Raw genomic sequence first — 13,708 nt, 5'->3', positions numbered from 1 at the left:
AAAATTATAACCCAACGCCAATAGTCAAGAGTTAATTTGTGTTGATCAATTATTTTTCCGACGTGCATTTGGAATTCGGCGAGCAGGCGGCGCCGGAAACCGACGCGGACATTATCGTGGCGGCGGGCGACATTGGCGTTTTCGACCAAGGCGCGGCTTGGTTGAAGGCTTTGAATAAACCGGTGATCTACGTCGCGGGCAACCATGAGTTTTATGGCTACGAGTATCGCCAGGTGCTGGAAATGTTGCGCCGGGAATGTGCGGGTAGCCAGATTCATTTTCTGGAAAAAGATCAGTTTGTGTTCCAGGGTGTACGCTTTATTGGCTGCACGCTCTGGACTGATCTGTTTTCCGAAGGCGACGAAAAAGCGAATGCGCTGCAGAAAACCCTCAACGATTTTCGCCGGATCAGCTTTGAGGATCAGGCGTTCTCGCCCTATCAGTTTTCGGCCTTGCATGCCGATGCCAAGAGCTGGCTGGAAGCGCGTTTGGCAGAACCCTACGCCGGAAAAACCGTCGTTGTCACGCATCACGCGCCTACCGAATGGAGCTGGATAGGTTCGCCCAAGGTTCTAAAGCGATTGGCCTATTGCAACGATTTGAAACCGCTGTTTCACGAGTACGAGATCACGGCTTGGTTTCACGGTCATGTGCACAATTTGGGCGATTATCGTATCGCCGACGCCCGCATCCTCAGTAATACCCGTGGCTATCTAGGGCGTAAAACCGTCGACGGATTCGATATCAATAAAACCATCGAAATTTGAAGTCAAAAAACGCCTTAGTTTGCGTGTTAATCAGGGCTGCAGGTGGCGTCGCGACTGAGGATTTCTCGTTGAGAAAGCCGATAAGTTGTGATGTAATGACAGGGTTTTATGTCTTGAAGTGCCCGGTGGGGTTGGAGTTTTTTCCGGCGGGCTTTTGCTGCAATCTGTCTGGAGAGTAGGCGTATCTACTATGCAATTTACATTAAAAAAAGGTTTGGATTTGCCTATTACGGGCGGACCCGAACAGAAAATAAGTGACGGTAACGGCATCAAGTCGGTAGCGCTTTTGGGCTGCGATTATGTCGGCCTAAAGCCAAAAATGCTGGTTGCCGAAGGGGACAAAGTCAAGTTGGGCCAAGCTTTGTTCGTCGATAAGCAAAACCCCAGCGTCAACTTTACTTCGCCGGGCGCCGGTGTGGTCAAGGCCGTCAATCGCGGCGATCGCCGAGTGTTATTGTCGGTAGTGATCGAACTGAGCGGCAATCAACAAGAAAGCTTCGCCAGTTATGACGAGGCGGCGCTGGCCGGCTTGTCCGCCGATCAAGTCAAGGAAAATCTGTTGGCTTCCGGCCTTTGGACTTCTTTCCTGACTCGCCCCTACGGCAAAGTTCCTGCCGCCGACATCGCGCCTAGCGCTATCTTCGTTACCGCGATAGACACCCGGCCCTTGGCCGCGGACCCGGTCGTGGTGATTAAAGACCGGGCAGCCGACTTTCTGAACGGTTTGACCGTGATCGCCAAACTGACCGCCGGCAAGACTTATTTGTGTAAAGCCAGCGGCGCGGACGTGCCAAGCAACAGCGCGGTTCAGGTCGCGGAATTCGCCGGTCCGCATCCGGCCGGATTGCCCAGCACTCACATCCACTTCCTCGATCCGGTTAACGGTCATAAATCGGTCTGGCATATCGACTATCAAGCGGTGATGGCGATCGGCGCCTTGTTCACGACCGGCAAATTGAATGTCGAAAGAGTCGTATCGCTAGCCGGACCTACCGTTAAAAATCCGCGGTTGGTGCGTACCCGTGTCGGTGCGAATCTGGAAGACTTAGTCGCCGGCGAATTGCAGGACGTTGAAAATCGCGTGATTTCCGGTTCGGTGCTGTATGGCCACGAAGCCGCTGGTGCGTTGGCGTATTTGAGCGCCTACAGTCTGCAAGTTTCGGCACTGAAAGAAGGTCGCGATCGCGAATTCTTCGGCTGGATAGTGGCCGGCAAGGACAAATATTCGGCGATGAACGTTTATGTGTCCAGCAAGGATCGCAAAGATGGCCGTTTGTTTCCGTTAACAACCGATAAGAACGGCAGTAACCGGGCCATCGTGCCGGTCGGCGTTTACGAGAGCGTAATGCCGATGGATATTTTGGCGACACCGTTACTGAAAGCCATTGTGGTCGGCGACACCGATACCGCGCAAGCCTTGGGTTGTCTGGAGTTGAATGAGGAAGATGTTTCCCTGTTCACCTTTGTCGATCCCGGTAAGCATGATTTCGCGCCGGTGCTTAGAGCTAATTTAACTAAAATCGAGAAGGAAGGATAAATGTCGGCTAGAGACTTATTAGATAGCATAGAGCCGCATTTTACAAAAGGCGGCAAGTTCGAAAAGTACTACGGTCTCTACGAGATGGTGGATACTTTTATCTACACGCCGTCCGATGTAACGCGCGGTAAAACCCACGTTCGGGACGGAAACGACCTGAAACGGACCATGACCTTCGTGGTGATCGCCACGGCGTTCTGCATATTGATGGCGTGGTACAACACCGGTTATCAGGCTAATTTGGCGATGAAGGCGATGGGTGTCGAAGCGATCGACAACTGGCGCCGCTTCCCTATGGTCTTGTTCGGTTACAACCCGTACAACCCCTTATCGTGCCTGGTGCACGGCATGCTGTACTTCTTCCCGATCTATTTCACCACGCTGGCCGTGGGCGGCGTTTGGGAAGTGTTGTTCGCCACCGTTCGTAAGCACGAAGTCAACGAAGGCTTCCTGGTTTCGTCGATGCTTTACACGTTGATTCTGCCGCCGGACATGCCTTTGTGGCAAGTGGCGTTGGGTATCTCCTTCGGTATCGTGTTGGGCAAAGAGGTGTTCGGCGGTACCGGTAAAAACTTCCTGAACCCAGCCTTGACCGGCCGGGCCTTCCTGTTCTTCGCCTATCCGGCTTCGATTTCCGGCGATGCGGTCTGGGTCGCGGTTGACGGTTATAGCGGCGCCACTGCGTTGTCGCTGGCTTCCGCCGGTGGCTTGGACGCGATCAAAGCCAGTTTCGGCTGGTTCCAAGCCTTCTTGGGCTTCATTCCCGGTTCGATGGGTGAAACCTCGACCTTGGCCTGTTTGTTGGGCGCGGCCTTCCTGCTATACACCCGCGTCGCATCTTACCGGATCATGGCGGGCGTGTTGATCGGCATGATCGCGATGTCCACCTTGCTGAACGTGGTCGGCAGCAATACCAATCCGATGTTCGCGATTCCCTGGTATTGGCACATGGTGTTGGGCGGTTTTGCGTTCGGTACGGTCTATATGGCCACCGATCCCGTTTCCGCCGCCAATACCGATACCGGCCGCTGGATTTACGGCATCTTGATCGGTGTGATGATCGTCATCATTCGGGTCGTAAACCCGGCGTTCCCGGAAGGCGTGATGCTTGCAATTCTTTTCTCCAACATGTTTGCGCCGTTGATTGATTACTTTGTCGTCCAAGCGAATATCAGAAGAAGGATTAAACGCCATGCTTAATGCCGAGAAAAAAACCTGCAAGTATAACGAGCAGCTCTGTAAATATTACGAGCAGTTCAGAGTTTATGCCGACCGTATCCTAGCGCTGAGCAACGATAGTTTGGAAAAAACCATCAATGTCGCATTGGCCCTATGTTTGGTCTGCGCGGTGTTGGTGTCTATGGCCACTGTCGCATTGCGTCCGTTGCAGTCGCACAACAAAGCCCTGGACATGAAGAAAAACATTCTCGATGTCGCCGGTTTGTTGGAAAACGATACCAACATCGATGCGGCCTTCAAGGACAGAATCGAAGCCAAATTGGTCGATCTGGCGACCGGCGAATACGTTGACGGCGACGTTGACGAATACGACCAACGCAAGGCAGCCAAGGACCCGGCAACCAATGAAGTGATTCCGGTCGAGAAAGACATCGCCAGCATTCGGATGAAAGCCAAGGTTGCTAAGGTGTTTTTGGTGAAGGACGCCGGTAAATTGCAATCCATCATTCTGCCGATTAACGGCTACGGCTTGTGGTCTACGATGTACGGGTTCCTGGCGCTGGAAGCCGACGGCCAAACCGTGCAAAGCATCAACCTCTATGACCAAGGCGAAACACCGGGTCTGGGCGGCGAGGTGGTTAACCCCAACTGGCGGGCATTGTGGAAAGGCAAGAAAGTCTACGGCGATAACGGCGAAGTGGCTTTGACTCTGGTTAAAGGCACGGTCGATACCAGTCGTCCGGATGCGGTCAACAAAGTCGACGGCCTGGCCGGCGCCACCTTGACCAGCCGCGGCGTCAGCAATTTGATCCTGTACTGGATGGGACCGGAAGGTTTCGCGCCGTACCTGAACAAAATCAAGTCAAACGGTTAGGAGTCGTCATGGACAAAGAAACTAAAAAAGTATTATTCGAACCATTGGTCGATAACAACCCGATTACCTTGCAGGTACTCGGCGTTTGTTCGGCGTTGGCGGTGACCTCGCAAATGTCGACCTCGCTGATCATGGCGTTGGCCTTGACCTCGGTTACCGCGTGTTCCAGCGCGGCGATCAGCGCCGTGCGCCAGCACACGCCGAGCAGCATCCGTATCATCGTGCAGATGATCATCATCGCTTCGCTGGTGATCGTGGTCGATCAGTTGTTGAAAGCCTTCGCGTTCGATGTTAGTAAAAAACTGTCGGTGTTCGTCGGTTTGATCATCACCAACTGTATCGTCATGGGCCGCGCCGAAGCGTATGCGATGAAAAATCCGCCGCTGCAAAGCTTTATCGACGGTATCGGCAACGGCGCCGGCTACAGCTTGATTTTGATTCTGGTCGCTTTGGTTCGCGAAACGCTGGGTTCCGGCAAATTGTTGGGTATCGAAGTATTACCGTTGGTCAAAGACGGCGGTTGGTACGTACCGAACGGTTTGATGCTGTTGCCGCCCAGCGCGTTCTTCGTGATCGGTTTGATTATTTGGGCTTTCCGCACCTGGAAACCGAAACAAGTCGAACACAACGAGTTCAAAATTATGGCTATTGCTCACGGTGAAGGAGGGCATCACTAATGGAAGCCTATATCAGCTTATTTGTTAAAGCGGTTTTCATCGAAAACCTGGCGTTATCGTTCTTCCTGGGGATGTGTACCTTCTTGGCGGTGTCCAAGAAGATCTCAACGGCGATGGGTCTGGGTATTGCGGTTATGGTGGTACAAACTTTGACCGTGCCGGCCAATCAGTTCATCTATCAAACCTTGTTGAAGGAAGACGCCCTGGCCTGGATTGGCATTACCGGCGTGGACTTGAGCTTTCTTAGTCTGCTCAGTTGTATCGGCATGATCGCCGCGATCGTGCAGATTCTGGAGATGACGTTGGATAAGTTCTTCCCGGCGCTCTACAACGCATTGGGTATCTTCCTGCCTTTGATTACCGTGAACTGCGCGATTTTGGCCGGTAGCTTGTTTATGATCGAGCGCGACTACAACTTCGGTGAGAGTGTGACCTACGGTATCGGTTCCGGTTTCGGTTGGGCATTGGCGATTACGTTGATGGCTGGCGTGCGCGAGAAGCTGAAATACAGCGACGTGCCGGCGGCCCTGCAAGGCCTGGGTATCACCTTCATTACCGCCGGCTTGATGTCTTTGGGCTTTATGGCGTTCTCTGGAATTCAATTGTAAGGGTATCGTAATGCTAGAAATTGCATTAGGGGTTATTTTCTTCACGGCTATCGTGATTGCGCTGGTGTTTATGATCATCGGCGCGAAAAGCAAACTGGTGGCCGCCGGGGATGTGGAAATTCTGATCAACAACGAGAAGAAGATTCACGTGCCGGCCGGTTCGAAATTGTTGAATGCGCTGTCCGACAACCAATTGTTCGTTTCGTCCGCTTGCGGCGGCGGCGGTTCTTGCGGCCAATGTAAGGTGAAAGTGCATAGCGGCGGTGGCGATATTCTGCCGACCGAGCTGTCGCACATTACCAAGCGCGAAGCGGCTCACGGCGAGCGTCTAGCGTGCCAGGTCGCGGTGAAAACCAATATGGCGGTCGAAGTCGAGGACAGCGTATTCGGCGTCAAAAAATGGCTTTGCACCGTCAAGTCCAACGACAACGTCGCGACGTTTATTAAAGAGTTGGTATTGCAATTGCCGGAAGGCGAAGCGATCAATTACCGCGCGGGTGGTTACATTCAAATCGAATGTCCGCCGCACGTGTCCAAGTACGCCGATATGGATGTCGCCGAGGAATACCGCCCGGATTGGGATAAATTCAATCTTTGGCGCTATGTTTCCGACGTAAAAGAGCCGACTTTGCGGGCCTACTCGATGGCTTCCTATCCGGAGGAAAAAGAGATTATGTTGAACGTGCGGATCGCCACGCCGCCGCCGGGCGCGCCGGACGGTATTCCGCCAGGCATCATGTCTTCTTTCATCTTTAATTTGAAGCCGGGCGATCAAGTTTGGGTTTCAGGTCCTTACGGAGAATTTTTCGCCAAGGATACCGATGCCGAAATGGTCTTCATCGGCGGTGGTGCCGGTATGGCACCGATGCGTTCGCACATTTTCGACCAGCTGCGTCGGTTGAAATCCAAACGCAAAATCACGTTCTGGTATGGCGCGCGCAGCAAGCGGGAAATGTTCTACGTCGAAGATTTCGACATGTTGCAACGCGAGAACGACAACTTCCAATGGCACGTGGCTCTGTCCGATCCGTTGCCGGAAGACGAATGGACCGGTTACACCGGCTTCATTCACAACGTGTTGTTCGAGGAGTTCATCAAGAACCATCCGGCGCCGGAAGACTGCGAGTTCTACATGTGCGGTCCTCCGATCATGAACTCGTCGGTGATCAACATGCTGTTGGCTAACGGTGTAGACAGGGAAAACATCTTCCTGGACGACTTCGGCGGCTAAGTCGGTTTTTTGCCGGTCAGGAACGAGGAGCAATCTCAGGATTTCTCCTCGTTTTTTTTGTGACGATGGTTGATTTTGGCGGGAATCAGGTTTTAGTATGAATTGGCTTCAATTGCCGTAGTCGCTACACCTATTTTGGCCGGTACTGTAACTATTTCTGTTTTTGACGATCTATCGATTAGACGTATTTTCAACCGTCATATTGAATTAGAGGACATCCATGACGTATTTTTTAGTAACTTTCGTGTTTATGCTGATCGTGATCGCGGTCATGGCGATCGGCGTGATATTCGGTCGGCACGCGATCAAAGGCTCTTGCGGCGGTACCGGCAATTGCATCTGCACCGAGAAGTGCGACAAGCGCAAACTGTTGGAGGCCGAGCAGGCGAGATTAGCGCATTCTGATGATGCCGCTCTGAAAAGCTGATAGAAGCGATTTGAATCTTGAGATCATTGCCCCGCTTAAGCGCGCTAAGAGGGGCAAAGCAAACTCCAGTTCCTACTGGGTTTCTTCTTCAACTTCTATGTTAATCGTGTCCGGTTCCCTATAGATTCCCGATAGTTTCCGTCTAAATTCGTGTGTGACGTCTTGAGCATCTATACGACTTTTCATCACGCGAGGGGTTAGAAGTACGACTAATTCGGTCTTATCCTTATTGCGGGTAGTGCTGCCAAATAGCGGACCCACTAATGGAATTTCATGCAGCAGCGGTACGCCGAAGCGGCTATAGTCGTTATTTTCTTTGATCAAGCCACCCAACACGATAGTTTCTCCACTCTGCACCACCACGCTGGTTTCTATTTCTCTTTTTTGAATCGTCGGCGAATTGATGGTGGATGTGCCGGTCCCACCCGTACCAGTTGTTGGGATGGCTTGATTGACGCTTTGCAATATATCCATTAACACCAATCCGCCCGAGTTGACTCTTGGCCGAACGGCGAGGTTAACGCCGGTATCCACCATTTGAATATTGTTACTGGTAGCTGTACCGGTCGTGAAAGTGGTGGTGCTCGTCAAGATTGGAACCGAATCGCCGACCTTGATCGAAGCCTCCTGATTATTTAAAACCATTAGCGAAGGTGATGAGATGACGTTGATATTGTTGTTGGTGGCGCCGGCTTTTAGGACAGCGTTGATGTCCTTGGAACCGCTCGAAAAAGCGTAAGAAAAACCACCGGTTCCAATACCTTTGGCGATGTCGGTCAACGTGCCGGAACTAATCAGCCCATTGTCCGCTCCGCCCGAAGCGATATTGGTCCCGCCGTTCTCGTGTTGTAAATACCATTGGATGCCGTACTGCAAGTCGTCTTTCAATGTGACTTCGACAATTGTCGCATCGATCATCACCTGCAGAGGTAACACGTCCAATTGTTTTATAACTCTGAGGATTTTGGAGTATTCCTCTGAGTTTGCGACGATAATCAGTGCGTTATTGCCATCGTCGGGGATGATTTTGACGTTGGGCATGTCGTTGTTACTCGAGCCGGCGGTAGAGGCGTTACCCAGTACCGAACCGACGCTGCCGCTCGCGCCGCTGCTACGATTGCGGTCTTGGTTGCGGTCGCTGAGCGTGCGCTCGCTGTCGCCGCCACTGCGGCTGCTGCTACTGGAGCTGGTACCCGTGCCGGTTGTGCTGCTAGAGGCGCCGGTTCCGCTGCTGCTGGAAGACGAACGATTGCTGGCCGACATGCTTTTTCGGCCGGAGGCAATGGAGGCTTTCGAACTGCGTTGGCCGGAACCGTTTCCGAATATCCCGCTTAGCGTTTCCGCCAAGTCTGAAGCACTGACATGCTGCGCCCGGTAGACGTTCACGCCGCCGGCCGCCGCCGGATTGATCCTATCTAGCCGCAAGATCCAGTTTTCGATGTCTTTTAAGTAATGCGCCTGATGAGTGATGGCTAGAATCGCGTTCAGGCGTTCGATTTCTATGAAACGGAAAAAGCTGGAATCGCCGCCCTTGTCCTTCTCTTGTTTGTGGTTGAAGATTTGATCCAACTCGTCAATGACTTTGCCGGCGCTGACGTGGGCCGGCGTGAACAGCGCGAACGAACGGCCTTTCAAAATATCGGTATCGAAGGTGTTGACCACATCCATGACCCGGCCCAGCTCGGCGCCGGAACCGGCCACCATCAGCAGATTGCGATTGGCGTCGACATGCAGTAGCGCTTTTTCCGGCAACAAGGGTTTCAGTATTTCGCCCAGTTCGGCGGCGGCGACGTTTTTGACCGGAATGATGCGGACCTGATAGCCGTTGGGCATTTTCGAACCCGACAGAGAGTTGATCGAACTACTGTAAATCGCTTCGTTGGACGGCTTGATCAAATAAACCCCGTCCAGCGTCGAAAGCGCGGCATTGTTCAGGCTCAGCAGCATTTCCAGGGTCGGAATCAATTCTTCCTTGCTGAGCGGTTTCGAGGTCTGTAGCGTGACTTTGCCGGTGACTTGCGGACTGATCGTATAGTTGCGATTCAAGATATCGCCCAGGATCACCTTGGCTACTTCACCAAGATCCGCGTCGTCGAAATTCAAGCTGTATTCGCCTTTACCGACCGATTTTTTCGGTTCGGACGTGGTGTTGGCTTGGGCGTTGATGACGGGTTCGCCGTTCGGGAACAACTCGACCTTGGTGACTTTGTTTTCAGCGTTTTTATCGGCTTCGTTGGACAACTCCGGTAGCGATAATTGATCGCCGGACGCCGGTTTGACGTCGGCCAATGGCAGTTTCTGATGGAATTGCGGACCGATAAACTCGCAACCTGTCATCGACAGCGCTAACGCCACGACCGGCGTGAGAGTGAATTTACTAGTTGTCATTGATGTTCTCGACATTTTCAACGGGCGGAGATGGTTCGTTGGGTTTCGGGGGCGGCTGCATGGCGGCTGGCGGTTGCGCCGGTCTCGGCGGCACGGGGGGCCTGCCCGGCACCGGCGGTTTGGTTTGCGGTCTAGGCTTACGTAACGCGACGGCTTTTTCCTGGCCGGCTTGGGTCAGCACAACCCGGTCGGCCAGTATCTGTTTAAGCGTCCAGCCGGAAATGCTTTGCGATTCGTTGAGCTTTTGAAATTTTTTGGCTTCGTTGCGTTTGCTGAACAGTGCGATCGGATTCCGGTCTTTGTTGTAGATGCCGACTAAGGCCCAATCGTCGATCTGGCCCAGGTCCGGTCCGGCGGTCGCATCGGATGTCGCGGTATCCGCAATCGGCCGGCGGCCTTCGATAAACACCGGGCGATCGACGATTTCGGCGAAATTCTCCAACGAGCGTTGGCGCTCCGGCAGTTCCGGCAATTCCTCGCTTTGAAATTCAGCCGGCACGGGCGGCTCCAAGGCCTTGAGCAACTCGTTCCAGGCAAGATTGCCGTAAGTCCACTCGGCGGCCAGCGTTAAACTTGCCAGGCCGCAGCCTATCAATTGCAGTTTCAATAGTTTTTGGTTCATGAGGATTTGGCTCGCATGAAACTGACCACTTGAAAACTGACGTTGAGTTGGGTGCTGGGGTCTATTTTGTTGGTGCCGCGATTGCGGGCCCCGCGAACCGGGGTAATGTCCAGTTGATCTATGACCAGCAGCGGTACCGAAGACTCAATGCTGTGCAACACGTGGCGCAGTGCGTCTATCGAGGACACCATGCGCACCTTCACTGAAATTCGGACGAATTCGTTTTCGGCTTTGCCCGGCAGCCCCTGCGTGCTGGTGAGCTGGCCGCCGGCTTCGGTGACGGCCGTCTTGATCGCGTTTTGCAGCTCGGCGGACGCCAAGGCCTCGGTCGTGCTGTTCGAGAAGTAATCCTGCTCTTCGAATTGCTGCTGCAAGGCTTGCAAATTGTCGGCTACGCCTTGTTTGCGAGCGGCAACGGCTTGTTGGCGTTGCAGGCGGAATAACAAATCGCTTTTTTGGTCGCGATAATCCAACCATTGATTCAACAAGGGCAGCAGAATCGCAAACAGCAATGTCAAGACGACGCCGATCAACAGCCCTAGAGCCAACCAACGTTGATAACGCGGATTACTCATTCGCCGTCCCTGACCCGTTGTCATCGGCCGGATTCGCATCGGTGTCGGTTTCCTCGGCGGTATCGGCTGCTTCCGAGGGTTCGGTTTCGGCGACGGCGGCGACATCCATGCTGATTTGAAAGCGTTCCCGGCCGGTGTTCTTATCCTGAGTCAATGGCGATACGAAAGCCACGTTGGCGAAATAGGGCGACGTTTCCAAGATGCCGATCAACGCGGAAGCGGCCGGCGACTGGCCCTGAACCTGCAAGTGCTTGTCGGTGTACTGAAAGTGGGTGAGCCAAGTGTCGTCTTTCAACAACTTGCTGAGCTCGTTGAGCACTTCGATTAGCGAGGGGGTTTGGGTTTTCAGGTCGATCAAGCGTTGAGTCTTGCTCCGCACCGCCTCGATTTCCTGTTGTTGGCCCTCAATCAGCCGCGTTTCCTTTTCCAATGTTTTAATACTGGCCTTTAAACGCTCGACCGCTTCACCTTCCCGCCAAACCGGCCAAATTGTCGCGGCCAGCAACAATAGCGCAAACAATCCGTTCAAAAGCCAGTGCAGCGATTGCGACAAGCGATTGCCGCGCGGTTGGAAACGTTCCGGCAATAGATTGTAATCCGCCGTGATACCTTCAGCGGGTAACGCCTCGGCGTAATCGACGCCGCTGGGTTGCACGCCCCAACTCTGTAATTGTTCCAGCAGGCGATCCAGCACAGGTCGCGGCGTGAGCACCAACTGAACCCGTAGTTGGCCCGAATCGGTTTTCCCCAACGGTAAGTTGGCGAAATACACCGCGTCGGCCTTGAACGGCGTGTACCGGTCCAGCTCGAAACCGACCACTTGCGCCAGGTTTTCCTGGGCGGCCAGCGGTAGATAAATGGTTTTGGTCAGACCCTGGCCCGCTTCCAGCCTGAGCAGCGTATCGGCTTTTTGCAGTTCCGGTTGTTGCGCCAGCAACTCCCGATAGGCATCGGGATTGTCGCGATTCAGGGTTTTACTGAAGACGGGAGGCTGATCGGGGTCGAGGGCGCGGCGAAACGTCGCGGTCATGCCGGCTGGGGTTTCGGCGAAAATCAGATAGCCGCTGCGGTCGCTTAATAAGGCCAGCACCGGAGCGGGTATCCAGTAGCTCAGCTCTTTGCTCCACCAGCGGAAAAACCGCCGCAGGTCAAAATCGATTGTCGCTTGTAAATTCATTCTTGAACAAAAATTAGCTGGGATTCCATAGCCGAGTCGAATAACGACAATGCGTCTTGCCGAGGGTGCCAATCCAGGATTTTTATAGGAGGCTCATCCGGGTTCTGATTCTGAAACTTAATGACCGCTTCGAGGCCAGCGCCGGCGTCTTCGCCAATCCGGGTTTCCACCGTGATGGTAAAAGCCTGGTTCTCGGCGATTCCGCTGTCCTCGCCGGTTTCGCCAGTGTCTTCCTGGTCCGACGACTGAGCCGCCAAACGATTGTCCAAGTATACATCATGAACATTGCGTTCTTTCAGATCGGCGCCGATGATTTGCAACAGCTTCGGATCGGCAACCTTGAAATCCACTTCGGCTTGTTCCGAATACACGGTTAGCCAGGGCCGCAGGCGTTCCAGCAATTCAGCGTCGATGCCGATCACCTGTTGCAGTTCTTCGACGGACTGGAACGGTCGATTGCCGGGGCGCTGCCGCAAACCGGCCTGTTGATATTCCTTGCGTTCGGCGCCGTGTTGACGCGGCTCGTCGTCGGCATCGCGCCAATCGACGATCGCGTCCACCAAGCGCGCTTGTTCCTTCTCGTCGCTGGTCGCGCCGGCAATGACGGCTTGCAGCAGTTCCTCCTTACCGGCGTTGATGTCTACCTTGCCGGATTCGGCGAGAATCTTGATGCGCGTGACGCCGTCCACGGTCGGGACCTGATAAACGCTGCCGTCTGATAGCCAGCGCTGCGCCTTGTCGGTTTGTTGCAGCCTGAAAATAGCCAGATTGATGCCGCTTTCGGCGATCGCCATCGCTTCGGCGTTTTTGTGCAGCGCATAACTGACGCTGCTTTCGCGGCGCATGCTTAATGCAAAACTGCCTGCCATGATGCTCAGCAAGGTCAAAATCCAGATGACGATGACCAGCGCGAAGCCCGGTTGCCGATTAATTCGGGTTGGCATCGTCCACGCTCTCGGTATTGGCGGGCGGCGCGGTCAGCGTCGGTCTGGCATTGATTCTGACCGGAAAGATCATGTCGGGCCAGAAGCTATGGTCTCGCAGCACGATGCGGACCTTAATCAGCAACGGCAGTTGCTCGGCGTTGATCCATTGCTCGTGCCACGCGGTTTTATCGGTTTCCGCGTTGGTGCCGTAATAGGCCAACTCGAAGTCCTCGACATTATTCAGTAGGACCGTGGCCTCGGCCGCGGCCTCGGGTAATTGGCCGTAAGGCACCAGCGAAACCCGAATCACCGACGAACTATCAGGGTCGGTATCGACGGTAAACGTCTGCAAGCCCTTGCGGGCCGAAGCCGAAGGCAGCGCCGCGACGAAACGAATGGCATGCGGACGACCTTCGAAGGCCAGCGTCTCGGCGGCTTGATCGGCGGCGTCGGGGGTGTCGGTGCGCAGGCCGGTCGGCGATGACGGATTGTCTTCGGCCGGCGCCGGTACCGGCTTGATGCCACTGAGGTGCCGTCTAAAAAACTGATAGACCACGGCTTTTTGATTGACCTCGGTCAGCTTGGCTTCGCCGACGTTCCAGCTTTCGGCGGCAATGCGCAGACTGGCGAACAGTAGCGCCACGATCACGCTAAGCAGCGTCATCGCAATCAACATCTCTATTAAGGTAAAGCCGTTTCGCGTCGGGCGGTCCATGCCGG

At 54.1% G+C, this 13,708-nt stretch carries 14 protein-coding genes; 8 read left to right on the top strand and 6 right to left on the bottom strand.

Translation table 11 applies throughout. The features are described from left to right. Positions 1-38: 38 nt before the first annotated feature. The 8 genes from BJL95_RS03630 to nqrM all read left to right on the top strand — a co-directional run bounded on the left by BJL95_RS03630 (position 39) and on the right by nqrM (position 7,300). Positions 39-767, top strand: coding sequence for a metallophosphoesterase (locus BJL95_RS03630; RefSeq protein ID WP_071155561.1), 729 nt, complete (start codon positions 39-41; stop codon positions 765-767). A 190-nt stretch (positions 768-957) separates the two neighbouring features. Beyond that, complete coding sequence (locus tag BJL95_RS03625) at positions 958-2,304, top strand: Na(+)-translocating NADH-quinone reductase subunit A (protein WP_071155559.1); 1,347 nt, start codon at positions 958-960, stop codon at positions 2,302-2,304. Beyond that, entirely contained in the window at positions 2,305-3,504 is a 1,200-nt protein-coding gene (locus tag BJL95_RS03620) for an NADH:ubiquinone reductase (Na(+)-transporting) subunit B (RefSeq protein WP_071155557.1), read from the top strand. Next, positions 3,497-4,357: a Na(+)-translocating NADH-quinone reductase subunit C gene (locus BJL95_RS03615; protein WP_064028071.1), complete on the top strand. Its 861-nt coding sequence runs from the start codon at positions 3,497-3,499 to the stop codon at positions 4,355-4,357. The genes BJL95_RS03620 and BJL95_RS03615 overlap by 8 nt, the downstream gene beginning before the upstream one ends. An 8-nt stretch (positions 4,358-4,365) precedes the next feature. Continuing rightward, on the top strand, positions 4,366-5,034 hold the full coding sequence (locus BJL95_RS03610) for an NADH:ubiquinone reductase (Na(+)-transporting) subunit D (RefSeq protein ID WP_064028073.1): 669 nt from the start codon (positions 4,366-4,368) through the stop codon (positions 5,032-5,034). Then, on the top strand, positions 5,034-5,642 hold the full coding sequence (gene nqrE / locus BJL95_RS03605) for an NADH:ubiquinone reductase (Na(+)-transporting) subunit E (RefSeq protein WP_064028075.1): 609 nt from the start codon (positions 5,034-5,036) through the stop codon (positions 5,640-5,642). The genes BJL95_RS03610 and nqrE overlap by 1 nt, the downstream gene beginning before the upstream one ends. A 10-nt stretch (positions 5,643-5,652) precedes the next feature. Then, positions 5,653-6,873 carry an NADH:ubiquinone reductase (Na(+)-transporting) subunit F gene (nqrF, locus tag BJL95_RS03600; RefSeq protein ID WP_064028077.1) on the top strand — a complete coding sequence of 407 codons (1,221 nt, stop codon included), beginning with the start codon at positions 5,653-5,655 and terminating at the stop codon, positions 6,871-6,873. A 220-nt stretch (positions 6,874-7,093) separates the two neighbouring features. Next, complete coding sequence (nqrM, locus tag BJL95_RS03595; RefSeq protein WP_071155555.1) at positions 7,094-7,300, top strand: (Na+)-NQR maturation NqrM; 207 nt, start codon at positions 7,094-7,096, stop codon at positions 7,298-7,300. 72 nt (positions 7,301-7,372) lie between these two features. On the opposite strand, the gene gspD is transcribed toward nqrM, so the two are convergent. From gspD to BJL95_RS03565, 6 genes are read right to left on the bottom strand one after another with little or no spacing between them, the layout of a single operon-like run. Beyond that, positions 7,373-9,688 carry a type II secretion system secretin GspD gene (gspD, locus tag BJL95_RS03590; protein WP_071155553.1) on the bottom strand — a complete coding sequence of 772 codons (2,316 nt, stop codon included), beginning with the start codon at positions 9,686-9,688 and terminating at the stop codon, positions 7,373-7,375. Next, positions 9,678-10,310: a hypothetical protein gene (locus tag BJL95_RS03585; RefSeq protein ID WP_071155551.1), complete on the bottom strand. Its 633-nt coding sequence runs from the start codon at positions 10,308-10,310 to the stop codon at positions 9,678-9,680. Before BJL95_RS03585 ends, gspD begins: the two co-directional genes overlap by 11 nt. Continuing rightward, complete coding sequence (gspM, locus tag BJL95_RS03580) at positions 10,307-10,885, bottom strand: type II secretion system protein GspM (RefSeq protein ID WP_071155549.1); 579 nt, start codon at positions 10,883-10,885, stop codon at positions 10,307-10,309. The genes BJL95_RS03585 and gspM overlap by 4 nt, the downstream gene beginning before the upstream one ends. Beyond that, positions 10,878-12,062, bottom strand: coding sequence for a PilN domain-containing protein (locus tag BJL95_RS03575; protein ID WP_071155547.1), 1,185 nt, complete (start codon positions 12,060-12,062; stop codon positions 10,878-10,880). Before BJL95_RS03575 ends, gspM begins: the two co-directional genes overlap by 8 nt. After that, entirely contained in the window at positions 12,059-13,006 is a 948-nt protein-coding gene (locus tag BJL95_RS03570; protein ID WP_071155544.1) for a general secretion pathway protein GspK, read from the bottom strand. The genes BJL95_RS03575 and BJL95_RS03570 overlap by 4 nt, the downstream gene beginning before the upstream one ends. Then, positions 12,990-13,703 carry a prepilin-type N-terminal cleavage/methylation domain-containing protein gene (locus tag BJL95_RS03565; RefSeq protein WP_083385605.1) on the bottom strand — a complete coding sequence of 238 codons (714 nt, stop codon included), beginning with the start codon at positions 13,701-13,703 and terminating at the stop codon, positions 12,990-12,992. Before BJL95_RS03565 ends, BJL95_RS03570 begins: the two co-directional genes overlap by 17 nt. Between the last annotated feature and the right edge of the window lie 5 nt (positions 13,704-13,708).

This window comes from Methylomonas sp. LWB (genome assembly GCF_001856095.1).
Lineage (GTDB): Bacteria > Pseudomonadota > Gammaproteobacteria > Methylococcales > Methylomonadaceae > Methylomonas > Methylomonas koyamae_A.
This window is presented reverse-complemented; position numbering and strand designations above follow the sequence as displayed.

Excerpts from the sequence above, each read along its gene's own strand:
- BJL95_RS03625 (WP_071155559.1), top strand. The coding sequence starts at position 958 with ATGCAATTTACATTAAAAAAAGGTTTGGATTTGCCTATTACGGGCGGA.
- BJL95_RS03620 (WP_071155557.1), top strand. The coding sequence starts at position 2,305 with ATGTCGGCTAGAGACTTATTAGATAGCATAGAGCCGCATTTTACAAAA.
- BJL95_RS03610 (WP_064028073.1), top strand. The coding sequence starts at position 4,366 with ATGGACAAAGAAACTAAAAAAGTATTATTCGAACCATTGGTCGATAAC.
- BJL95_RS03565 (WP_083385605.1), bottom strand. The coding sequence starts at position 13,703 with ATGGACCGCCCGACGCGAAACGGCTTTACCTTAATAGAGATGTTGATT.
- BJL95_RS03570 (WP_071155544.1), bottom strand. The coding sequence starts at position 13,006 with ATGCCAACCCGAATTAATCGGCAACCGGGCTTCGCGCTGGTCATCGTC.
- nqrM (WP_071155555.1), top strand. The coding sequence starts at position 7,094 with ATGACGTATTTTTTAGTAACTTTCGTGTTTATGCTGATCGTGATCGCG.
- gspD (WP_071155553.1), bottom strand. The coding sequence starts at position 9,688 with ATGACAACTAGTAAATTCACTCTCACGCCGGTCGTGGCGTTAGCGCTG.
- BJL95_RS03575 (WP_071155547.1), bottom strand. The coding sequence starts at position 12,062 with ATGAATTTACAAGCGACAATCGATTTTGACCTGCGGCGGTTTTTCCGC.
- nqrF (WP_064028077.1), top strand. The coding sequence starts at position 5,653 with ATGCTAGAAATTGCATTAGGGGTTATTTTCTTCACGGCTATCGTGATT.
- gspM (WP_071155549.1), bottom strand. The coding sequence starts at position 10,885 with ATGAGTAATCCGCGTTATCAACGTTGGTTGGCTCTAGGGCTGTTGATC.
- nqrE (WP_064028075.1), top strand. The coding sequence starts at position 5,034 with ATGGAAGCCTATATCAGCTTATTTGTTAAAGCGGTTTTCATCGAAAAC.
- BJL95_RS03585 (WP_071155551.1), bottom strand. The coding sequence starts at position 10,310 with ATGAACCAAAAACTATTGAAACTGCAATTGATAGGCTGCGGCCTGGCA.
- BJL95_RS03615 (WP_064028071.1), top strand. The coding sequence starts at position 3,497 with ATGCTTAATGCCGAGAAAAAAACCTGCAAGTATAACGAGCAGCTCTGT.